The organism is Curtobacterium sp. MCLR17_043 (genome assembly GCF_003224215.1).
GTDB classification, from domain to species: Bacteria; Actinomycetota; Actinomycetes; order Actinomycetales; family Microbacteriaceae; genus Curtobacterium; species Curtobacterium flaccumfaciens.
In genome coordinates this window covers 28,741-49,907 of record NZ_QKLH01000007.1, presented here as the reverse complement: position 1 = coordinate 49,907, position 21,167 = coordinate 28,741, and the positions used below count along the sequence as shown (strand labels likewise).

The 21,167-nt window shown below is 71.7% G+C and carries 19 protein-coding genes; 7 read left to right on the top strand and 12 right to left on the bottom strand.

What is annotated here, in order from left to right; genetic code table 11:
- The first annotated feature begins 66 nt into the window (after window positions 1–66).
- Complete coding sequence (locus DEJ03_RS08440; protein WP_146237685.1) at window positions 67–1,350, top strand: PP2C family protein-serine/threonine phosphatase; 1,284 nt, start codon at window positions 67–69, stop codon at window positions 1,348–1,350.
- Window positions 1,351–1,542: 192 nt separating this feature from the next.
- Here the strand turns inward: DEJ03_RS08440 and DEJ03_RS08435 are convergent, their stop codons facing one another.
- Window positions 1,543–2,181 carry a TetR/AcrR family transcriptional regulator gene (locus DEJ03_RS08435; RefSeq protein ID WP_146237684.1) on the bottom strand — a complete coding sequence of 213 codons (639 nt, stop codon included), beginning with the start codon at window positions 2,179–2,181 and terminating at the stop codon, window positions 1,543–1,545.
- Between the two features lie 116 nt (window positions 2,182–2,297).
- Here DEJ03_RS08435 and DEJ03_RS08430 point away from each other — a divergent pair, with 116 nt between their 5' ends.
- Window positions 2,298–2,792: a hypothetical protein gene (locus DEJ03_RS08430; RefSeq protein WP_110864269.1), complete on the top strand. Its 495-nt coding sequence runs from the start codon at window positions 2,298–2,300 to the stop codon at window positions 2,790–2,792.
- 31 nt (window positions 2,793–2,823) lie between these two features.
- Here DEJ03_RS08430 and DEJ03_RS08425 read toward each other — a convergent pair whose 3' ends face one another.
- The 5 genes from DEJ03_RS08425 to DEJ03_RS08405 form a co-directional block, all read right to left on the bottom strand.
- Window positions 2,824–3,495, bottom strand: a complete 672-nt coding sequence (locus DEJ03_RS08425; RefSeq protein ID WP_017886312.1) for a response regulator transcription factor — start codon at window positions 3,493–3,495, stop codon at window positions 2,824–2,826.
- Window positions 3,492–4,865 carry a sensor histidine kinase gene (locus tag DEJ03_RS08420; RefSeq protein ID WP_110864268.1) on the bottom strand — a complete coding sequence of 458 codons (1,374 nt, stop codon included), beginning with the start codon at window positions 4,863–4,865 and terminating at the stop codon, window positions 3,492–3,494. Before DEJ03_RS08420 ends, DEJ03_RS08425 begins: the two co-directional genes overlap by 4 nt.
- Window positions 4,852–5,826: a CPBP family intramembrane glutamic endopeptidase gene (locus tag DEJ03_RS08415; RefSeq protein WP_110864267.1), complete on the bottom strand. Its 975-nt coding sequence runs from the start codon at window positions 5,824–5,826 to the stop codon at window positions 4,852–4,854. The genes DEJ03_RS08420 and DEJ03_RS08415 overlap by 14 nt, the downstream gene beginning before the upstream one ends.
- A gap of 394 nt (window positions 5,827–6,220) precedes the next feature.
- Window positions 6,221–6,781: a low molecular weight phosphatase family protein gene (locus DEJ03_RS08410; protein WP_258370680.1), complete on the bottom strand. Its 561-nt coding sequence runs from the start codon at window positions 6,779–6,781 to the stop codon at window positions 6,221–6,223.
- 2 nt (window positions 6,782–6,783) lie between these two features.
- Window positions 6,784–8,118, bottom strand: a complete 1,335-nt coding sequence (locus tag DEJ03_RS08405; protein ID WP_017886319.1) for an adenylosuccinate synthase — start codon at window positions 8,116–8,118, stop codon at window positions 6,784–6,786.
- Window positions 8,119–8,328: 210 nt separating this feature from the next.
- Between DEJ03_RS08405 and DEJ03_RS08400 the strand changes: the two genes are divergently transcribed.
- Window positions 8,329–8,502 carry an antitoxin gene (locus DEJ03_RS08400; RefSeq protein ID WP_071404361.1) on the top strand — a complete coding sequence of 58 codons (174 nt, stop codon included), beginning with the start codon at window positions 8,329–8,331 and terminating at the stop codon, window positions 8,500–8,502.
- A 163-nt stretch (window positions 8,503–8,665) separates the two neighbouring features.
- On the opposite strand, the gene DEJ03_RS17910 is transcribed toward DEJ03_RS08400, so the two are convergent.
- Window positions 8,666–8,830 carry a hypothetical protein gene (locus DEJ03_RS17910; protein WP_155896763.1) on the bottom strand — a complete coding sequence of 55 codons (165 nt, stop codon included), beginning with the start codon at window positions 8,828–8,830 and terminating at the stop codon, window positions 8,666–8,668.
- Between the two features lie 168 nt (window positions 8,831–8,998).
- Window positions 8,999–12,670, bottom strand: coding sequence for a S8 family serine peptidase (locus tag DEJ03_RS08395; RefSeq protein WP_181422654.1), 3,672 nt, complete (start codon window positions 12,668–12,670; stop codon window positions 8,999–9,001).
- A 160-nt stretch (window positions 12,671–12,830) separates the two neighbouring features.
- On the opposite strand from DEJ03_RS08395, the gene DEJ03_RS08390 reads away from it, so the two are divergent.
- Genes DEJ03_RS08390 through DEJ03_RS08380 form a run of 3 tightly spaced genes read left to right on the top strand, consistent with a single transcriptional unit; the run spans window position 12,831 to window position 16,497 of the window.
- Window positions 12,831–13,499, top strand: a complete 669-nt coding sequence (locus DEJ03_RS08390) for a TetR/AcrR family transcriptional regulator (RefSeq protein ID WP_110864383.1) — start codon at window positions 12,831–12,833, stop codon at window positions 13,497–13,499.
- Window positions 13,496–14,266 (top strand): hypothetical protein, encoded by a 771-nt coding sequence (locus DEJ03_RS08385; protein WP_110864264.1) that lies wholly within the window; start codon window positions 13,496–13,498, stop codon window positions 14,264–14,266. Before DEJ03_RS08390 ends, DEJ03_RS08385 begins: the two co-directional genes overlap by 4 nt.
- The gene (locus DEJ03_RS08380) at window positions 14,263–16,497 is read left to right on the top strand and encodes a YhgE/Pip family protein (protein ID WP_110864263.1); all 2,235 of its coding nucleotides are present in this window, start codon (window positions 14,263–14,265) and stop codon (window positions 16,495–16,497) included. The genes DEJ03_RS08385 and DEJ03_RS08380 overlap by 4 nt, the downstream gene beginning before the upstream one ends.
- A gap of 102 nt (window positions 16,498–16,599) precedes the next feature.
- Here the strand turns inward: DEJ03_RS08380 and DEJ03_RS08375 are convergent, their stop codons facing one another.
- Window positions 16,600–17,403, bottom strand: a complete 804-nt coding sequence (locus DEJ03_RS08375) for an NAD(P)-dependent oxidoreductase (RefSeq protein WP_110864262.1) — start codon at window positions 17,401–17,403, stop codon at window positions 16,600–16,602.
- Window positions 17,404–17,413: 10 nt separating this feature from the next.
- Entirely contained in the window at window positions 17,414–18,025 is a 612-nt protein-coding gene (locus DEJ03_RS08370) for a DUF559 domain-containing protein (RefSeq protein ID WP_146237683.1), read from the bottom strand.
- A 528-nt stretch (window positions 18,026–18,553) separates the two neighbouring features.
- Between DEJ03_RS08370 and DEJ03_RS08365 the strand changes: the two genes are divergently transcribed.
- Entirely contained in the window at window positions 18,554–19,543 is a 990-nt protein-coding gene (locus DEJ03_RS08365) for a LacI family DNA-binding transcriptional regulator (RefSeq protein WP_110864260.1), read from the top strand.
- A 103-nt stretch (window positions 19,544–19,646) separates the two neighbouring features.
- Here DEJ03_RS08365 and DEJ03_RS08360 read toward each other — a convergent pair whose 3' ends face one another.
- Together DEJ03_RS08360 and DEJ03_RS08355 are read right to left on the bottom strand one after the other, a co-directional pair.
- Entirely contained in the window at window positions 19,647–20,294 is a 648-nt protein-coding gene (locus tag DEJ03_RS08360; protein WP_110864259.1) for a TrmH family RNA methyltransferase, read from the bottom strand.
- A 64-nt stretch (window positions 20,295–20,358) separates the two neighbouring features.
- Complete coding sequence (locus DEJ03_RS08355; protein WP_071404353.1) at window positions 20,359–21,057, bottom strand: TetR/AcrR family transcriptional regulator; 699 nt, start codon at window positions 21,055–21,057, stop codon at window positions 20,359–20,361.
- Window positions 21,058–21,167: the final 110 nt, after the last annotated feature.

The window sequence follows — 21,167 nt, the reverse complement described above, 5'->3', positions numbered from 1 at the left end:
TTCCCAGACGAGGGCGGGACCGGTCGCCGGGCAGCGACCACCCCGTTCCACTAGCCTGCACTGAGCATGATTCGCCCAACCAGCATCGTCGACAACCCTCTCGTCCGTCAGGCTCCGATCAGCGGCCTGTTGGCGCTGTCGGCGTTCCTCAGCGTCGTGATGCCGTCGCTGGTGATCACCGAGCACGACCTCTTCGTCGCGAGCGTGGTCGGCATGGTCGTCGCGACGCTGCTGAGCGCGATCCCCACGCTCGTGCGCCGCGCGGCCTGGGTGGTGCCGATCCTGCTGACCGTCGACTTCCTGACGATCGCACTGCTGCGCACCGGGACGGGCGCGGGGGCGTCGGTGTTCACGGCGCTCGTGGTGCTGCCGGTGATTTGGTGGGCGTCGCTCGAGGGGCGTCGGACCGTGGTGTTCGCAGTCCTCGGTCTGCTGGTCGTGATGCTCGCCCCGTACGTGCTGACCCCGACCGACCCGCCCGGGCCGAGCGAACTCGTCCGCGTCGGCGCCGTCGTGATCGTGTTCGGCACGGTCGCCGTCGTCGTGCACGAACTCTCCCGTCGTTCGCGCCTGAACCTGCGGTCGGCCGAGGCCCGCGAGGGCAAGGTCCGCGCCGAGATCGACCGGGCGGCAGCGGTCCAGCGGTCACTGCTCCCGACGACGACCGGCCGCATCACCGACGACGTCGTCGTCGCCGGTGCCTGCCTGCCCGCCCGGAGCGTCGGCGGTGACTTCTTCGACTGGTACCCGACCAACAGCGGTGTGGCGGTGAGCCTCGGCGACGTGATGGGGAAGGGCGTCGGTGCCGGCCTGATCGCCGCAGCCGTCCGGTCGACACTCCGAAGTGCCCGGACGGTCGACGATCCGGCCGAGGCGCTCAAGCGGGCATCCGACGGCCTGACCGCCGAGGGCGTCGGACCGGACCTCGCCTTCACCACGTTGTTCCACGCCCGGATCTCCGACGACGGCACCCTCCGGTGGTCCGACGCCGGGCACGGGCTGAGCTTCGTGCTGCGCGCCGACGGGCACGTCGACCGGCTCCGGTCCGGGGACATGCCGCTGGGGCTCGGCATCCGCGAGGAGTGGGCGACGACCGAGGGCACCCTCGAACCCGGTGACCTGCTCGTCTCGTTCAGCGACGGCGTGCTCGACCTGTACGACGACCTGGACCAGACGATCGAGTCCGTCGCCGCGATCGCCCGTGCCGGCCGCGACCCGCACGCGGTCGTGCTCGCGCTGTCGGCCCGCGCCGACGAGGTGCCGCACGACGACGACGTCACGGTGATCGCGATCCGCCGGCAGCCGGTCGAGGTGGACACCGAGCGACCGCTCGCGGTGCACGCCGACTGAGCGGTGCACGCCGACTGAAGTGCCGCGAGCGCACGGCGACCGGCGCGGAACGCGCGCTCGGCCTGCAGAGATTGGTACGCGCCGCCGCTCGAACCCGAATCGTGCGGCGACGCGTGCAGACGGTGAGCGTCTGCCCTCGGACGCCCTAGCGTCCTCGGTCTGTGGGGGCGGCCCGACGAGCCACCCGGAGGGTCATCCGACCCGGGCGAGGTCCCAGACGGGCGGCACGTACGCGCGGGACCAACCCTCGCGCAGACGCGTCACGGCGCGGTCGAAGGCCTCGAGCAGGTCCATCTCCGGTCGCACCATGGACTGCAGCTGCAGCCCCTCGTAGGTCGCGAGCAGCTGCTCCGAGCCGCGGGCCGGCTCCATCGTGCTCGGCTCACGACCGAGCATGACGTCACGCTCCAGCGCGTGCTGCACGAAGGCGTGGAACCGTCGCCACCGGGCGTGCAGCATCGGTGCGAGCGGGTGCTCGGGCGATGCCGCGATGTTCAGCGTCGCCGTCAGGAACCGCATGAGCGACGGGTCGGCCACGTTCGCGGTGACGATCGCGCGCAGGAACCGGATGGTGCCGTGCTGCTCGGCCAGGGGCATGAGCGGCACGGTGCGCTCCTCGTTCCACCGGTCGATGGTCGCGAGCAGCAGGCCGTCCCAGCTCGGGAACGTCCGGCCGACGACGTCGGTGTCCACTCCGGCCGCAGCCGCGACGACCTCGGGGGTCACCTCGTGCAGCGGACGGGAACGCAGCGCCGTGATCATCCCGTGGATGACCTCACCCCGCAGGGCGGGGTCGTCGGGGGTGGTCACCGGCGGCGTTTCGATGTGCATGCATACACTGCACCAGCCCGACGCGACCGTGCACAGTCCCCCGAACGGGAACGCGCGTTCCCCGGACAGGCGTGACCACCCTGGTGTCGTCGATCGGAGTGAGCCATACTCGCCCCATGCAGTGGGGACGGATCGCACCGATCGTGGCACTCGTCGTGGTGCTCGGTAGCTCGCTGGCGGGCTGTGCCCCCGACGTGACCGGCGGCACCGACGCCCCCACGAACCCGAGCAGCGACGACGGTGTGACGAGCACCGGGTGCACCCACTACATGGAGCTGAAGACCCCGGCCGAACGCCGCGACGCCGCTGACCTGGTCGTCGACGCCGACGTGACCATGACCGACCGCACCGTCGAGCTCCAGGGCATCTACGACGTGTACGAGGCGACGGTCACCGACGTCACGAAGGGTGACGCCGCCGCCCCCGGCGACACGATCCAGGTCATCAGCACCTCGGACCAGTGCGAGACGAGCGGCGAACCGGTCGAGTACTCCTCGGGCGACCCCCTCGCCGACGAGGGCGCCTTCCGCCTGTACCTCTCCCACGGCGGAGACGACGACGTCTGGCAGCTCGTCGCCCCCGGCGCCGCCGAGCCGCAACCCGCCAGCTGACGCTGCAGCCCGGCGCCTGACACCGGGGCCGCTACGGCTGCTCCGGCACCGTCACGATCCGGTTCTGGTACGCCCACACGACGGCCTGCAGCCGCGACCGCACCCCGAGCTTCGGCAGCATCCGCGCCAGGTGCGACTTGACGGTCGAGACCTCGAGCACCAGGGCTACGGCGATCTCCTCGTTCGACATCCCTTGCGCCAGCAGCAGGAGCACCTCGCGCTCACGGGCGGTCAGCACACCGTCGGCCCGGTCGCCGGAGACCGGCTGCAGGCTCCGCCGCGACACGAACTCCCGCAGCACCCGCCGGGTCAGGGCCTGGTCGAGCGTGCCGTTGCCGGCGGCGACCTGCCGCACGGCGTCGACGATGGTGTCCGGCTCGGCGTCCTTGAGCAGGAACCCGGAAGCCCCGGCCTCGAGCGCCCCGAACACGTAGTCGTCCAGGTCGAACGTCGTCAGCATGAGCGCGGGGATCGCCGGATCGGCGTCCGGTGCGCAGAAGATCCGGGCGAGTTCGATGCCGTTCATCACCGGCATCCGGATGTCCAGGCAGGCGACGTCGGGTCGCGTCTCGCGCGCCAGCGCGAGCGCCTCGCCGCCGTCGGCGGCCACGCCGACCACCTCGATGTCCGGCTCCGCACCGAGGAGCGCGGACACCCCGGCGCGGACCAGGGGCTGGTCGTCCGCGACCAGCACGCGGATCACGCGACCACCCCGGGGCCGTCGGCGGCCTGCGCGGGTGCGGCAGGTGCCTCCCGGCCGAGCGCCAGCTCCACCAGCCATCCGCCGGTCGCGGTCGGGCCGGTCTGGAGGCGCGCCCCGACCAGGTCCGCCCGCTCGCGCATCCCCCGCAGGCCGTTCCCGCCCGAGGGAGAGGTCCCCGCTGCCGGGACGGTGGCCGGTGCGTTCTCCACCCGGATCACCACCCGGGTCGCGTCGCGGTCGTCGATGGTGACGGTGCACGGGGCGGACGGGGCGTGCAGGGCGGCGTTGGCCAGCGCCTCCTGGACGGTGCGGTAGGCGGCGAGCTGCGCGAGCGGGCCGACGCCGTCGGCAAGCGGGCGGTCCCCCGGCAGCACGTCGAGCCGGACGTCGCTGCGGAACCGGGCGCGTTCGGCCAGGTCGACGATCCCGGCGACCGTCTCGACGGCGCGCTCGGCAGGGGCGTCGTCGCGGAGCAGGCCGACCAGGCGGCGGAGGTCCTCGAGCACGGCAGTGCTCTGCTCCCGGACCTGGCGGGCACCCTCGTGGGCACGCTCCGGGTCCGCGTCGATCTGCCGGTCGATGACGGCGGCCATCAGTGCGATGCCGGACAGGTGGTGGGCGGCGATGTCGTGGAGCTCACGGGCCATCGCGGCACGTTCGCGGGACACCGCGGCATCGACCAGGGCGTCCTGCTCCCGGTTCACGGCGCTGGCCTCGGCGGTGCGGGCGACGCGGACCTCGCGGCGGGACTGCACGAGCAGGGTGACCAGCAGGGGCAGGCCGACCGCGCCGATCGCCTGCAGCACGCCCTGCCCGAGCGAGTCGGCCAGGCCCTGGGTGACATCGCCGCCTGCGACCGCTGACAGCACAGCGCTGCCCGCTGCGACCAGGGCGGCGGCGACCAACAGTGTCGGCCACAGGCGTGCGAGCGGGACACGGAGTGCGGCGAGGACGACGGCGACGACCACGGGCAGCGCGGTGAGGCCGAACAGGTCGGCCGACTGCGGGGCGAGCGCGGCGACCACCACCGGCAGGGCGGCGACCACGATCAGGACGGTGCGCGGTGCCCGACGGGCGGAGAGCAGGGCTGCCGACTGGGCCAGCAGGCCGAGGGCCAGGATGCTCCACGCCAGGGTGAACACTGCGGGGACCCGCATCGCCAGGGCGGGGCCGTCGGGCTCGAGGGTGTCCAGGGGCGGCAGGCCGAGCAGCAGCCCGAGGGCGACGACGGCCGTGCCGAGGGCGACGAACACATCGACACGGCGGGCGCGCTGCGCGGGCTGGGCCGTTCGCGCGGGCTGCGCTGCCGGCTCGCGCTGCGCTGCCGGCTCGGCCGGTGCGCGCAGCGCGTCGTGCTCAGCGGGTGCCATCGTTGGATCCTACGAGGCGGGCGCGGGTGGGGACCGGTGCGTCGAGGGGCAGGGCGCGTCGGGCGGGGTCGTAGCCCAGGCGGCCACGGGTCACGACGAGCAGCACCGCGGCGGCGATCGTCGACATGATCGTCAGGCCGATCATCAGCGTGCCGGCGGTCATGCTCGGGTACATCTCCGGGAACAGCGTCGAGATCGTGTTGTTCACGCCGACGTGCAGCAGCAGGGCCAGGGGCAGGCTCTCGCGGGTCTTGTTGAAGACCTGGATCATCACGACGTTGAAGGTGATGGTGAACAGGGCGAACACGACGGGCTCGCTCCAGTGCGCGTTCGGCCAGCCGCCCCAGTCGCTGAGGTACAGCGGCATGTGCCAGAGCGCCCAGATCGGGCCGAGGATCGCGGCGGCGCCGAGGCCTCCGAAGCGGTGCTGCAGGCGGGGCAGGGCGAAGTCGCGCCAGCCGGGCTCCTCGCTCAGGCCGGTCGAGAACAGCTGGATGATCAGCCCGGGCACGAGCATGGCGAACGCCAGGGCCGAGGGGGCCCGCACGTCACCGCCGGCGAAGGGCAGCGCGGAGACGACGATCAGGGCCGGCACGACGACGAGCGCCAGCGCGTACCAGTACCAGGCGACCCGCCAGCGGAACAGCCGTCCCACCCAGCGGCGCAGCCCCGCGCGACCGTCGGCGACCGCAGTGACGATGAACGCGCTGCCCAACGGGCCGAGGAGCGCCCCGGGCAGGACGCCCGTGAACTGTCCGCTGCCCAGGACCTCGGGGAAGTGGATGTCCCACACGCCCATGCCGTGCGGCGACAGGATGTACGGCACCCACGCGAGCCAGCTCAGGCCGAGTGCCATGGTGAAGAAGGACACGAGCGGGTGCCGGGCGATGAGGCCGCGGACACCCCCTCGGTCGCGGGCTGCGGTGCCGGCGGCGGGCCGGACTTCGGTGGTGTTCGTCATGCACACGACGCTAGGAACCAGCGCGCTCGGGGACGACCGGCTTCGGGATGCACCTGCGGGAGTTCCATCGAAGGATGCAAGCGCGCTGCGGGTGGGTTCGGCACTCCTGAACACGCCGTCGTCGCCGTTCGACGCCGCCTTGCACTCGAAACGCCGCCGGATCCGGAGGCGTCTCGAGCACTCGGCGGCGTCTGTGCACGACGACGGCGTCTTCCGAACCGACTCGGCCCGCAGGACCCCGGCGTCTCGCGGGTCCGGTCAGGCAGCGCGCTGTGCGGCCACGTGCGAGCTTGCTCGCTCCGTGCGCCGCTACAGCCCTGCACCAGGCCGTCATCCTCGCACCGGGCGGACAACCGCGCACCGTGCGCAGCGCAGCGCGGCGGCGGCGGCGTCGTCAGCGCAGCGTCGCCCGGAGTGCGTCGGCGATGAGCGCGAGCGCCACGTCGACCTCGTCGGCCACGCGCTGGTGCGTCGCCGTCGAGCGACGGTAGGGGTCGTCCACGTCGTCGTCGGCCGGGTCGGCGGGCGGCGGGACCGTTCCACGCAGCCGCGCGACGCGCTCCACGAGTTCCTGCGGGGTCGTCACGTCGGCCAGGTCACCGGGCTCGAGGCCGGCGAGCACCCGCGCGAACTGCTTGATCGTGAAGGTCCGCTTGGATGCCCGGGGCGCCAGGGAGACAGCGGCTGCACGGTGCGATCGTTCGGCGGTCAGCACCAGGTCGGCGCGCTCGACGATCTCGGCCGTCAGGTACCGCGACCGGTGGGCCGACGGGTCGGCCCCGAGCCGGACGGACTGCTCGGCCGCGGCGGCGTCCATCGCGGCGCCGTCGTCGGCGATGGTGCCGGCCGACTCGACCACGAACGCGGGGGCGTCCGGGCCAAGTCGTGCCGTCAGGACCTGCGCGCCGAGCGGCGACCGGCAGATGTTGCCGCTGCAGACGAACAGGATCCGCATCGTCACGCTGCGTCGGTGCGTTCGCCGGCGCGCTGGTCGGCACGCTCGTCGTCGCCGAGCAGGTCGTGCCGCACGACGATGGCGTCACGGCCGGGGCCGACACCGATCGCGGAGATCCGTGCGCCGGACATCGCCTCGATCGCCAGGACGTAGTCCTGCGCGTTCTTCGGCAGGTCGTCGAAGGTGCGGGCTCCGGTGATGTCCTCGGTCCAGCCGGGGAACTCCTGGTACACCGGCTTCGCGTGGTGGAAGTCGGACTGGTTGACCGGGACCTCGTCGACGCGGACGCCGTCGACCTCGTACGCGACGCACACCGGGATCGTCTCGAGCCCGGTCAGGACGTCGAGCTTGGTGAGCACGAAGTCGGTCACACCGTTGATGCGTGCCGTGTAGCGGGCGATCGGGGCGTCGTACCAGCCACAGCGGCGCGGGCGGCCGGTGGTGGTGCCGAACTCGAAGCCGTTGGCGCGCAGGAACTCGCCCGACTCGTCGAACAGCTCGGTCGGGAACGGACCGGCGCCGACGCGGGTCGTGTACGCCTTGACGATGCCGATGATCCGCTCGAGCTTGCCCGGGCCGATGCCCGAACCGGTCGCGGCGCCACCGGCGGTCGCGGACGACGAGGTGACGAACGGGTAGGTGCCGTGGTCGACGTCGAGCATCGTGGCCTGGCCGGCTTCGAACAGGACCGTCTCGCCGCGCTCGAGCGCACGGTGGATCTCGAGGGCGGTGTCGGCGACCATCGGGCGCAGGCGCTCGGCGAACGAGAGCAGCGACTCGACGACTTCTTCCGGGTCGATCGCACGGCGGTTGAAGACCTTGACCAGCAGGTGGTTCTTCTGGTCGAGTGCGGCCTCGACCTTCTGCCGCAGGATGTTCTCGTCGAAGATGTCCTGGATCCGGATGCCGACGCGGTTGATCTTGTCGGCGTACGTCGGGCCGATGCCGCGACCGGTGGTGCCGATCTGGCGCTTGCCCAGGAACCGCTCGGTCACCTTGTCGACGGTGCGGTGGTAGTGCGTGATGACGTGGGCGTTGGCCGACACAAGGAGCTTCGAGACGTCGACGCCGCGGGCGCGCAGGGCGTCGAGCTCCTGGAACAGCACCTCGAGGTCGACGACGACGCCGTTGCCGATGATCGGGGTCACGCCGGGCGTCAGGATGCCGGAGGGCAGCAGGTGCAGGGCGTACTTCTCGCCGCCGACGACGACGGTGTGGCCGGCGTTGTTGCCGCCGTTGAACTTCACGACGTAGTCGATGCGGGAGCCGAGGAGGTCGGTGGCCTTCCCCTTGCCCTCGTCGCCCCACTGGGCGCCGATGATGACTGCTGCGGGCATCTGGTTCTCCTCACGTTGGCGGAGGACCGCACACGGCCGTCCGGGCCGGTGGTCCACCCGAGTCTATCGGCTGGTCACCTGCGCGTCACCCGCTGTGACGTCCTGTGGACGGCGGGTCGCTTGTCCACATGGAGCGCACCTGGATGTCCGTCCGGATCGGTCGGAGCACGGTCGGACGCGTCCAGATCCACGACGCGAAAGGAGCACGACATGAGCGGCATCGGAGACAAGGCGAAGGACTTCGCCGACAGTGACAAGGGCGAGCAGGCAACGGACGCCGGCCTCGACAAGGCGGGCGACGCGGCCGACAAGGCGACCGGCGGCGGACACGGCGACCAGATCGGCAAGGCCGAGGACGCGGCCGACGGCAAGATCGGCAAGTGACGTCCGAGACGTCACCGGTAGACGGACGGGCGCGTTCCGCTCAGCGGCGACGCGAAGCGTTGCGCGGGGCGCGCCGACCGAGCCTGCGAGGGAGGGGTGCCAGCTGGCACCGCGCCTCCCGTCTGTCTGCCGGTGCGTCCCGAGCCACCCGGCCGACCTCGGATCAGCTCCGGAAGAAGTCCTGGTACGACGGGTCACCGACGGGCTGGGAGTGCCCCGGCTCGGCCAGGCGCTGCTCGATCATGGCCTGGATGACGTCCGGCGGGGTGAGTCCACGACGGCGCCACTCGACCGGGTTGGACCGGAGCTGGTTCAGCGTGTTCTGCATGGGACAAACAGTGGCACCACTTCACTAGTTTGTCTAACTACCTGTCCCGAACACGCGTTCGCGGGGTGGGATGCCCCGCGCTTCGTGAGCAGAAGAGGTCGGATCCCCACTCGGGACCCGACCTCTTCTGCTCACCAGGTGGCGCGTGAACCGCGCGCGCACCCTGTCCTAGCGGCGCGTGACCTTCGCGGTCGCCCCGGACTTGGCCGTGCCGTCCTCGTACCCGGAGGCGTGAGCCGTCACCTGCACGCTGATGCGGTGCCCGACGTCGGACGAGCCGAGCTTGTACTTGGCACCCGTTGCCGACTTGACGACCTTGCCGTCACGCAGCCACTGGTACTTGTAGGTCGCCTTCGTCGTGCTCCACGTACCGTGCTTCGCGGTGAGGGTCGAGCCGACCTTCGCCGTCCCGCTCACCGTGACCTTGCTCCCCTTCGCCAGCGCGAGCTTCGGCGGGACCACGTTGATCGTCGAGGTGTCGGCCTGCTTGCCCGCCGCGTTGTCGAGGTGGAGCAGCAGCACAGTCGCCTTGGTGACACCCGAGGCACGGGTGACCGTGAGCGAGTCGGCGTCGGCGAACAGCACGCCCGAGGTGCCGTCCTGCGAGAACGACAGCTTCGGCTTCGACGGGTCGAACGTGGCCGTCTTCGTCTCGTCCACGACCGAGGAACCGCTGGTGGCGGCGCCCGGGGCGTAGGCCGACTCCGTCAGCACCGTGTAGTCGAACTTCTTCGACGAACCGATGGCCTTCGCAGCGACGGTCAGCACCTTCACCGAGCTGTCGAAGGTGTTCACGTCCTGTCCGGGCGCACCGCCGTTGAGCGGCTGGACGTCGACGACGGGGTCGACGTCCGGGTCGTCCAGGGCGGCCTTCGCCAGGTCGACCGTCGTGGCGAACGTGGCGTCCACGGCAGCCGACTTCGCGTTGTACACCAGGAAGTCGGGCTCGCCGTCACGGTCCGTGTCGATGAGGACCTCGACGTTGGTCACGGCGCCCGGGTTCGCGTCCGGACCGGCGGTCTGCACGCCGAACGCCAGGGTTCCCGACGACTTGTCGTACGACGCACCGTAGGAACGGACGTCGGCCGCCTGCAGCGAGCGCGTCGCCGAACCCTCGGGGAACGCCTCGGCCGGGTCGGTGCCGCCGAGCACGAACGGAGCGACGGCGGCGTGGTAGCCGGTCGTCAGTCCGCCCTGGTCGAGCGTGCGGCCCTTGAGCGTGAGCTCGGCCGACTTGCCCGGTCCCGTGAACGAGACCGTGGTCCGGGCCCGGACCGCGCTGACGGGCTTCGGGGCCACGTAAGCCCCGAGGCGCATCGGGTTGAGCGAGCTGTCGGTCGGCGCGAACGCCACGATGCCGGAAGCGGCGGCCACGAACTCGCGCTGGTAGCCCTGCTGGACGGCTTCCTGGGTCGGGTCGATGACCCGGCGGAGCTTCGTCGCGTCGGCGACCGAGAACGTCAGCGTGACCGATGCGGTGCCGTTGGCGGGCACCGTGACCTGCTTCGAGCTGAGCGCGAAGGTCACACCCGGCTGCGACACCTGCGGCTGGTACGACACGTTGTACGTGTGCGCCGTGCTGTCGGTGTTGTCGATCTGCAGGGTGCGGGTCTCGCTCGTCCCGCTCGCGACCTCGACGACGCCGAACGACGCGGTGACGAGCTGGTCGTTCTCGGCGCTGCGGACCGTGGTGCCGGCGGTGACCGCCTGCAGTGCGTCCACGCGACCGGTGCCCTGGCGGAGCAGGGTGGCCGAACGGTTGCCGTCCTTCACGTCATGCGTCGCCGTGTTCATCAGGGCCGCCTTGACCTGCGGGGCGGACCATGTGGGGTGCGACTGGAACGTCAGCGCCGCGATGCCCGCGACGTCCGGCGTGGCCATGGAGGTACCGCTCATCGACATGCGGCCGTCACCGGTGCCGTTGGCCGCGGAGATCACGTTGACCCCGGGGCCGGCGATGTCCGGCTTGACGATGTCATCGAACGATCCGTGCACACCACGGCTGGTGAACGACGCGAGCGTGTTCACGGCGTCCGCCTCGATGGCGACCTCGAAGCCCTTGAGCTCGTCCGCGAAGCGCACGTGCAGGGTCCCCGCCTTGGCGGTGGCCTGGAGGCTCGCCACGCTCTTCGCGGTCAGCTCGGCACCCGGGATGGTCGCGTTGCCACCGATGCCGGATTCGAACGTGTCGAGCGTGCCCGCCAGCAGGACGCCGACACCGCCGGCAGCCTGGACGTTGCCGAAGCGCACGGCGGAACCGCACTCGAGCGCGGCGTCCGTCCACTTCAGCCAGACGACCTTGCCCTTGATCTTCGCGGCGTCGGCGGCGCTGAACGCGGCACAGCCGTCGATGTTCGCGGTCGGGACGACGACGTCGCCCTCGACCGGCAGGGTGCCCTTGAAGTTCGACGAGTACTGCGACCGGTAGGTCTTCGCGACGTCGGCCGGTGCGGTGACCTGCACGCCGTCGTAGAGCGACTGTCCGGTCGCGCTCGCAGCGACGGTGAGCGCGCCCTCGGCGTTGCCCGGCGACCCACCGATGTCGGTGAAGTCGTCGGCGTTGCCCGAGGCGATCACGGGGAGCACGCCGCGCGCGGTCAGTGCGTCGATCTTGGCGTTGTCGGGGTCGTCCGGTGCGCCGTAGTCGGAGCCGAGCGACAGGTTCAGGACGTTGATGTCTCTGCCCTCGGTGAGCGCCTGGCCCACCCAGTCGAGCGCGGCACCGGTGACGTCGGTCGAGCCACCGTTGTCGCCGAAGACCTTCAGGGCGTACAGGCCGGCCTCGGGGGCGGTGCCCGGACCGATCCACATGTCCTGCACCTGCTGCGTGGTGAGCTTGGTGTAGTCGCCGTCGAACGGCTTCTTGTCGGCGGTCAGGCCGTAGCCGGCGATCGAACCGGAGACGTGGGTGCCGTGGTCGCCGCCCTTGCCGTCGATCGGGTTGTCGTCGGGAGCCGGCACCGGGTCGTAGGCGTCCGGGTCCGTCGGGTCGGCGTTGTAGGTCGCACCGGCGAAGTCGTACCCGCCGAGGAACTTCGACGCGTCGTACAGGCTGGGGTCCGGGGCGCCGCCGCTCGCGTTCGCCAGGGCCTGCTGGTACGCCTCGGTGGTGCCGGGGCCGCCGAAGTCGGCCTGCGTGTAGTCGAGACCGGTGTCGAGGACGGCGACGTTGACGTCCTTGCCGGTGTGGCCGGTCTGCTGCCAGGCGTTGAGCGAGCGCGTGTAGACGTCGCTCGCGGCGTTCTTCGGCGCGACGCCGTCGGCACCGGGCTGGACCAGGCTGGGGTCGACACCCGAGGGAGCGGCGTCGGCGTTCTCGTTGACCGTCGGCTCGACGATCTTCTTCGGCGTGAGCGGGATGATGCTCTCGACGTCGGAGCGCTCCGCGATCTTCCGGAACGCGTCGACGTCGGCGACGACCGCGACGCCCGGGACGGTGTACTCGGTCGAGTAGAGCTCGGTCGCGTCGGCGTCGGCGCGCTTGACGGCCGACCGCACCGCGGCGACGGTCGACTGGATCGCCTCGACGCGGTTCTTGGCCGCGGAGGACTGGGTCCGTGACTTCGTCAGGTCCCCGCCCTTCGCCTTGGCGTCCACTTCGAGGGCACCCTGGCCGGTCGTGCGCACGAACGCGGCGACGGTCTTCGTCGGCTTGGCGTCACGGAGCGGGGCGGAGAGCTTGAGGTCGGCCACCGAGATCCCGGCCGGAGCTGCGGAGGCCGCGCCCCCGACTGCGAGACCGCCACACGCGAGGGCCGCGACGGCGATGCCGGCGGTCAGGACGCGGGTGAAGCGATGGGGGGTTGGGTTCGGGTCGGTGTTCGGTGTTGCACGGTTCAAAGAGGGCACTCCTGGCTCAGTCCGTGGTTCGCATGAGATTCCTGTGAAGCTATGCGTTCGTTCTCAGGGAAGACAGTCCGCACTTTGGGGGACTCCCCTCGTCCGGGGGACGGAACCTGTTAAGTTGCACACCCGTGTGCACGTTATTACGATGGGGTGCGTGACCACCACCGAGCAGCCCTCCCGCGCGCCCCGCCGCGACGCCACGGAGAACCGGGCAGCCCTCCTCGACGCGGCGAAGACCTGTCTGCAGCAGGACCCGGACGCCTCGATCGAGACGATCGCCGCGGCTGCGGGACTCTCGCGCCGTGCGGTGTACGGACACTTCCCCTCGCGCGACGACCTGGTGCGCGAGGTCGTGACCGCCGGTGCCGCCCGGATCGCCGCAGCCATGCCCACCGCATCGGACCTGCAGGAGCTCCCGCCGGCCGCACGACTCGCCGCCATCGCGGTGACGCTCTGGACCGAGGTGTCGCACGTCCGCTCGATGGCCCGGGTCGCCGTCCGCAGCCCGTTCGCCGAACCCGTCGCCGAGGTGTTCGCGCCGCTGCGCTCGCAGGTACGCCAGGCGTGCGCGCTCGGGATCGCCGACGGCGCCATGCGGGACGACGTCGACCCCGAGACGCTCGGCCGTCTCGTCGAGGGCGCGTGCATCGCCGTCCTCGACGAGGCCACCCGCTCCGGCACGAGCGACGAGGACGGACGGCGCATGGTGGTGGTGTCGGCGCTGGGCATGGCCGGCATCGACTGGCGCACGGCACTGCTCTCCGAACCCGCTGCTCCCGCTCCCGCTCCCGCTCCCACTCCTGCCCCGAAGGACCACGCATGACGCTCGAACTCGACCACGTCGGCATCGGCGAGGAGCCCGGCGCACCCCTGCCCGTCGTCTCCGCCGTCGCCGCCCCGGGACGCCCCGGGGTCCTCGCCGTCGAGACCGAGCAGGCACCCGTGCTCGCGTCACTCGTCGCCGGTGGCCGCATGCAGCCCGACACCGGCCGCCTGCTGCTCGACGGGCACGAGGACCCGGCAGCCGTCCGCCGCTCGTTCGCCCTCGTGGACACCCCCGGGGTCGCCGAGCCCTTCCCCGTCATGACCCTCAAGCAGATCGTGCGCGAGGAGCTCGCGTTCGCCGGGCAGCGCCCGAACCGCGAGCACGTCGACACCGTGCTCGACGAGCTCGGACTGCGGGACTACGTCGACACCGCCGTGCAGCGGGTGCCGACCGTCGTGCGCGTCCGCCTGCTGGTCGAACTCGCCCTGCTGCGCGACGGTGTGACCGGGATCGTGATCACCTCGCCCGAGCGGCACGGCGGCGCCGTCGAGGACTGGTTCCAGGTGGTCCGCGACGTCGCACGACGGGGCGTGACCGTGGTCCTCGTGACCTCGAAGGCCGCCGCCACCACGGTCGAGCACCTGCTCGACACGATCGACACGCACGACGGCGTCGAGACGCACGACGACGTCGCGACGCTCGCGACGCCCCAGACCGAGGACCCCGAGGACGTGGCCCGAACCGACGGAACCGAGCCGGGCCTCCCGGCCGCTCCTTCCGTCACCGAAGCATCCGCAACCGTCCCGACGGAGGCACAGAAGTGACCACCACCTCGCTCGTCCGCGCAGAACTCGCGCGGCTCACCGCGACCCCGCTCGCACGCCTGGCGTTCATCGCGCTGATGATCGTGCCGCTGCTCTACGGCGGCGCCTACCTGTGGGCGAACCGCGACCCGTACGCGAAGCTCGACCAGATCCCCGCCGCGATCGTGAACCTCGACGCCGGTGCGACGCTGGACGGCGACCACGTCGACTACGGCAAGGACGTCACGAAGGAGGCCATCGACGGGGCCGACTTCAAGTGGACGAAGACCAGCGCCGCCGACGCCCGCTCCGGCGTCCGCAACGGCACCTACGACTTCGTCGTCACCATCCCGCACGACTTCTCCGAGCACCTGGTGTCCGCGCAGTCCGACGACCCGACGCAGGCCAAGCTCGTCATGACGACGGCCGACACCAACTCGTACCTGGCCTCGACCATCGCCGAGCAGGCGGGCAAGACCATGCGCACCGCCGTCGCCGAGCGCGTCGGCAAGCAGGCGGCGAAGACCCTGCTGGTCGGGCTCGCCGACGTGCGGGACAGCCTCGGCGACGCCGTCGACGGGGCAGACGAACTCGCGTCCGGCACCGCCAAGGCGGACAAGGGTGCGCACGAGCTCGCCGACGGCACCGGCAAGCTGTCGTCCGGCGCAGCTGAGCTCGCGTCCGGCACGGCCGACCTGCCGTCGCAGACCCAGCAGCTGAACAGCGGAGCGCAGCAGGTGGCGTCGGGGGCGTCGACCCTGGCGTCCGGGCTGGCCAGCGCGCAGCAGCAGACGGCCGCGCTGCCGTCGCAGACGCAGCAGTTGGACAGTGGGGCGCAGCAGCTGCAGTCCGGGGTGCACCAGCTCCGTGACCAGACGGCTTCGCTTCCCTCCGACTCTGCACGCCTGTCCACTGGTGCGTCGCAGGTCGCCGCCGGGAACGCCGCGCTGGCCGACGAGGCCGCACCGTTCATCGCGGGCGTCCAGCAGCTCTCTGCGCAGTCGCCGGAACTCGTCGCGTCGCTGAAGCCCGTCGTCCAAGCCTCCACGGTGCTCTCCGCGGAACAGAAGACCCGGCTGCTCGCCGGGCTCGACAACCTGCAGGCCGGCAGCACCGAGCTCGGTACCGGTGCCGGCGACCTGTCCGGCAACCTGCAGAAGCTCAAGACCGGCAGCGCGCAGGTGTCCGCTGGCGCCTCCCAGCTCGCCGAGCAGGCCCCGGCGCTGACGAGCGGCATCCAGCAGCTCTCCGACGGCTCGGACACGCTCGCCGCCGGCACCGGCAAGCTCGCGGCGAAGGCACCGGAGCTGTCGTCCGGGATCGCGGACGCGGCCGCGGGCGCCTCGACGCTCTCGTCGGGGGCTTCGAAGGTGGCCGACGGCACATCGAAGCTGGCCTCGGCCGCTCCGACCCTGTCGTCGGGTGCGTCCCAGCTCGCGACCGGTGCGAAGACCGCTGACCAGGGCGCTTCGTCGCTCGCATCGGGGTTGGACAAGCTCACGACCGGCTCGTCGAAGCTCGCGTCGTCGCTCGACCAGGGCCGCACGAAGATCCCGGCGTCGAACGCCTCGGAGCGGGAGTCGCAGGCCTCCGTCATCTCCGACCCGGTCAAGGTCGGGGACGACAACGTCGCCGCCGCGTCGAACTACGGTGCCGGCCTCGCGCCGTTCTTCATCTCGCTCGCGGCCTGGATCGGCATGTACGCGCTGTTCCTCATCCTCAAGCCGATCTCCAAGCGTGCGATCACGGCGGTGCGGAAGCCCCTCGCCGTGGTGTTCGGCGGCTGGCTGACGCCGGCACTCCTCGGCCTGGTGCAGATGGTGGCGCTGTTCTTCGTCGTGCGCTTCGCCCTCGACCTGAACGTGGTGCACGTCGGCGGCACGATCGGGATCATGGTGCTGGCCTCGGCGACCTTCGCGGCGATCATCATGGCGCTCAACGTGCTGCTCGGATCGGTGGGGCAGTTCCTCGGCCTGGTGCTCATGCTCGTGCAGCTCGTCACCGCCGGCGGGACGTTCCCGTGGCAGACGTTGCCGGGGCCGTTGGCGGCGCTGCACTTCGCGCTGCCGATGACGTACTCGGTCGACGCGATCCGGCAGACGATGTACGGCGGGAACCTCGGTGCCGCGTGGTCGGACGCGGGCGTGCTGCTCTGCTGGCTGCTCGGGGCGCTCCTGGTGTCCTTCGTGGTCACGGCGCGGCAGACCCGCTCCCGCACGCTGCGCGACCTGCGCCCGAGCCTGATCGGGTAGCGGGGCGCGGCAGCGCGAGCGCGGGCGCTCGCGCGCGGGCGCGGGCGCGGGCTTCGTGAGCAGAAGAGGTCGGGTGGCATCAGGTCACCCGACCTCTTCTGCTCACGAAGTGCGTTCGCCGAGCGGCTGGTGCACCATCCCGCCGCCGAGGGTGCTCAGGTCGTCGGTCGGCAGGGCTGCTCGGGCGTCCGCATCGAGCACGGCGGACGCGTCGTCGAGGGGGTGGAACCCGATGCGCTCCCCGGCGGACAGGTCAGCCGGCGACCCGGTGTTCCGCGACAGGGCCCAGACCACGTGGTGCCCGGGGTCGCGGAGTGCCACGGTCGCGAGGACCAGGCGCGTCAGGTCGTCGGGCGAGGTCCACATGAGCAGCCCCCGGGTCGTCGGCGGCAGCGCACCGAACGCGCCGATCCGCGCCGACACGATCGACATCTCGTACCGGTCGGCGAACAGACTGCCGAGCAGTTCCATCGCGGCCTTCGTCACGCCGTAGTACGTGTCCGGACGGGGCAGCCGGTCGCCGGGCACGCTCCCCGGCTGGTCGAGGGGTTCGGGCACCAGCCCCACCGCGTGGATCGAGCTGGCCTGCACGACCCGGAGCACCCCGGCGGCGGCCGCCCGTTCGAGCACGTTCTTCGTGCCGGTCAGGTTCGCCGCTATCAGGTCGTCCCAGGCGGCCTCGGTCGGGATGCCCGCCAGGTGGACCACGGTGTCGACCCCGGCGAGCGCATCGTCCAGCGCAGCGGGGTCGTTCACCGAACCGGGCACGAACCGTTCCCCGGCGACGATCGGATCGTGGGGTCGCTGTTCGTCGAGCAGCACGAGGTCGTGTCCCGCGGACCGCAGTCGAGGACGCAGGGCGCTCCCGATCCGGCCCGCGGCTCCGGTGATGAGCAGCGTCGCCATGCCGCGGACGCTACCCCCGACGAGCGAGCAGCGACCTCAGCTGTCCGACCGCGCCGAACGCCGGGTGGTCCAGGTCGGACTTCGTCCACCGGACCACCGCCCAGCCGAGTCGGTCCATCTCGCGGTAGCGGCGAAGGTCACGGCCCCACTGCTCGGCGTCGGTCCGGTGGTGGTCGCCCTCGTACTCGATGACGATGCGGCGCTCCGGGTAGGCCAGGTCGACGCGGCCGACGAACCGACCGGCTTCGTCCAGCACGTCGACCTGCAGTGCGGGCTCGGGCAGCCCCGCGCGGACGATCGCCAGCCGCGCTCGGGTCTCCTGCGGTGACCCGGGCCCCACCCGCACGAGCTCGAGCGCCACGCGCAGTCGTCGGACACCCGATCGCGCTCCGGCCAGGGCAACGGCGGCAGCGAGGTCGTCGATCGTCGTCTCGCACCGCCGTTCCGTGACGATGGCGTCCCCGAGCACGACGAGCTGGTCGACCGAGAGCATCGCACCGCAGTCCACCCACAGCGCCGCGGGTGTGCTCGTCGGCATCCCCCACCGCTCCGTCACCCGGGCACGGTCCGGTGTGATGCGGTGCCCGACGACCCCGTGGCGTCGTGGTTGTGCGATCGGCACGGGACTCGTGACGTGCACCGGTCCGTCGTCGGCGGCAGGGACCGGCAGCTGCCAGAGGACCGCCGCCGAGACGTGGCTGATGAACTGCCCGGGAACCAGGACCGGCCGGATCGCACGGATCCGGTGGACCGGGTCGGGCGGACGGTCACGTGCCCATCGGATCGACCGGGTCGGCCGGATCAGGTCACGCCTTCGGAGTCGTTGTCGGGAGACGCCCGCGCGGTCGGCGGCACCGACGTCGAACGCGCGCCCACGCAGCGGTGTCGGAAGTGGTCGTGCTCGCATGACGACCACGTTCGCGCCCCGCGCCCACTGCCCGCGCGCCGAACGCGACTTCTGTGCACAACGCACCCCGGGCCTCCCGTGTGGAGGACCAGCCACGCGCGGATCGTGAGCAGAAAAGGTCGGGTCGCCGCCCCGCACCCGACCATTTCCGCTCACGAAGCGGAACCGACCCACCCCACCGCCGGCCCATGTCACGTCAACCGCTACGATCGACGCACGAGCCAACGGAGGTCGAAGCGCATCATGGGAGACGGCAAGCCCGCGACCATCTACGACGTCGCCGCACGCGCCGGGGTCTCGAAGTCCCTCGTCTCCCTCGTGCTGCAGCGCTCCCCCCGGGTCAGCGACCAGCGCCGGGCCGCCGTGCTCAAGGCGATCCAGGAGCTCGACTACCGGCCCTCCACCGCGGCCGTCTCCCTCGCCGGTACACGTAGCCGCACCATCGGCGTGGTGCTCGACGACTTCCGCAACCAGTGGTTCGTGGACCTGCTGACCGGTCTGCGCGAGAGCCTGCAGGACCAGGGGCACCGGCTCGTGGTCGCCGACCGGTTCCTCAACACGGGGCTCGATGCCTCTCCGGTGGAGGGCTTCCTCTCCATGCGCGTCGAGGGCATCGTGATCGCCGGCGAACCCACCACCGACCTCGCGATCCCCGCCTCGATGCCGCTCGTCATCGCCGGTGGCCGCGTCGCGATCCCCCGCGCGGACACCGTGGCGAACGACGACCACGCCGGTGGCGGCATCGCAGCGCAGCACCTGCTCGACCTCGGCCACACCCGACTCGGGTTCGTCGGGGCGAGCTCGGCGGCCTCGGCCGAACGCCAGTCCGGTTTCGAGCAGGCCGCAGCAGCACGCGCCTCCGTCGTCGCGACGGTCCTGCCCGGCGAACCCACCGAGGAGGCCGGTTCCCGCGCCCTCGGCATGCTCCTCGACGAGCACCCGGACGTCACGGCCGTCTTCGCCGCGAACGACGTGATGGCCCTCGGCGCCCTGTCCGAGCTCGCCGAACGCGGGTTGCGCGTCCCCGAGGACGTCTCCGTCATCGGCTACGACGACACCCCGGTGGCCGCGATGCGCTACGTCGGTCTGACGAGCATCGACGACCGCAGTGTCGAGATCGGCCGCGGCGCCGGCGAGCGCCTGCTGGCCCGCATCGCCGATCCGCGGATCGCCGCCACGGAACTCCTCGTCGAACCCCGCCTGGTCGCGCGCCGCACCACCGCCGCGCGCTGACGCGGCAGCACGGACCCCGGCCGGGAGGCCCGACTCGCCTCCGTCACGCCCGCTTCGTGAGCAGAAATGGTCGGGTCCAGGGCCCGTACCCGACCATTTCTGCTCACGAAGTCGCGCCGGGCAACTCCGCGTGTTGGACGACCCACGAGTGCATGACGATCGCGGCCGCCGCCGAGGCGTTGATGCTCCGCGTCGACCCGAACTGCGTGATCTCCAGGTGCCCGGACGCCCCGGCCACCGCTTCGTCGGTGAGCCCGGGGCCCTCCTGCCCGAACAGGAACACGCAGCGCTCCGGGATCGTCGCGGTCTCGATGCGCTCGGCCCCGGGGGTGTTGTCGATGGCGACGACGGGTCGCTGTTCCTCCGCCATCGCGGTGAGGAAGGCCTCGACGTCGGGGTGGTAGCGGACGTGCTGGTACCGGTCGGTGACCATCGCTCCGCGCTTGTTCCACCGGCGTCGCCCGATGATGTGCACGGTGCCGGCCAGGAAGGCGTTGGCGCTCCGCACGATCGACCCGATGTTCAGGTCGTGCTGCCAGTTCTCGATCGCCACGTCGAACGCGTGCCGGCGGGTGTCGAGCTCGGCGACGATCGCGTCCATCGACCAGTACCGGTAGCGGTCGAGCACGTTCCGGGAGTCCCCGGCGGCCAGCAGCTCCGGGTCGAGCCTCGGGTCGTCGGGCCAGGGTTCCGGGTGCGGCCCCACCCCGTTGGTCGTCAGCTCGTGCGACGGTTCGGGCGCAGTGGTCATCCGACCAGCGTACGGCGCACACGGCACCGGCCCGACGGCGGCAGCGCCCGGCGGCGCCGCGGGCTCACGCGGTGCCGGACCCGTGGGCGATGCGCGACTCGATACCGGCGATCAGGATGTCGAGGCCGAGCGCGAACCGGTCGTCGTAGGAGTGCTCGCCGAGGATCTCGCCCACCAGCCGGTGCCGCTCGGGGCGTCCGGCCTCGGAGTCCCCGCGCCCGACCTGCACCCCGGCGTGCCCGACCACGAAGTCGTAGACGACGAAGAAGGTGTACATCGCCTCGGCCGGCGGCAGCCCGGCGTCCTGCAGGGCACCGACGACCTTCGCCACGACGGCGTCGGACTCGGTCGAGGCGAGCGGGGCGCGCTGGCTGTGCGACTCGAGCACGAGCGGGTGGGTGCGCATCAGGTCACGGAACGTCGTGGCGAAGGTGCGGACGACGGCGTGCCACTCGTCCGGCCAGACGAAGGTCGCGGTGAACTCGTCGACGGTGCGGCGGACGAGTTCGGCGTGCAGGTCGTCCAGCCCGCCGATGGTCCGGTGCACGGTCATCGGGGCGACCCCGAGCCGCACGCCCAGGGCTCGGAAGGACAGCCGGTCGAGGCCGTCCTCGTTCGCGATGGTCGTGGCGGCGTCGATCACCTGCTCGCGGGAGAGCACGTTCGGGCGGCCTCGGCGTCGTCGCGGCGTCACCTCGAGCTCCGTCTCCGACACCGGGGTGGGTCGGGGCGCGGCGGACGGGGTTCCGGGTTCGACGAGCACGAGGGGCCTCCTTGATTCGGTACGTGTCCCGAAAAGCGTAGGGCAAAAGCCGACCGCGGTTCGGTGTCTCGACCTTCTCGGGTCTCGGAGCAGCGCGCAAGAGCCGCCCC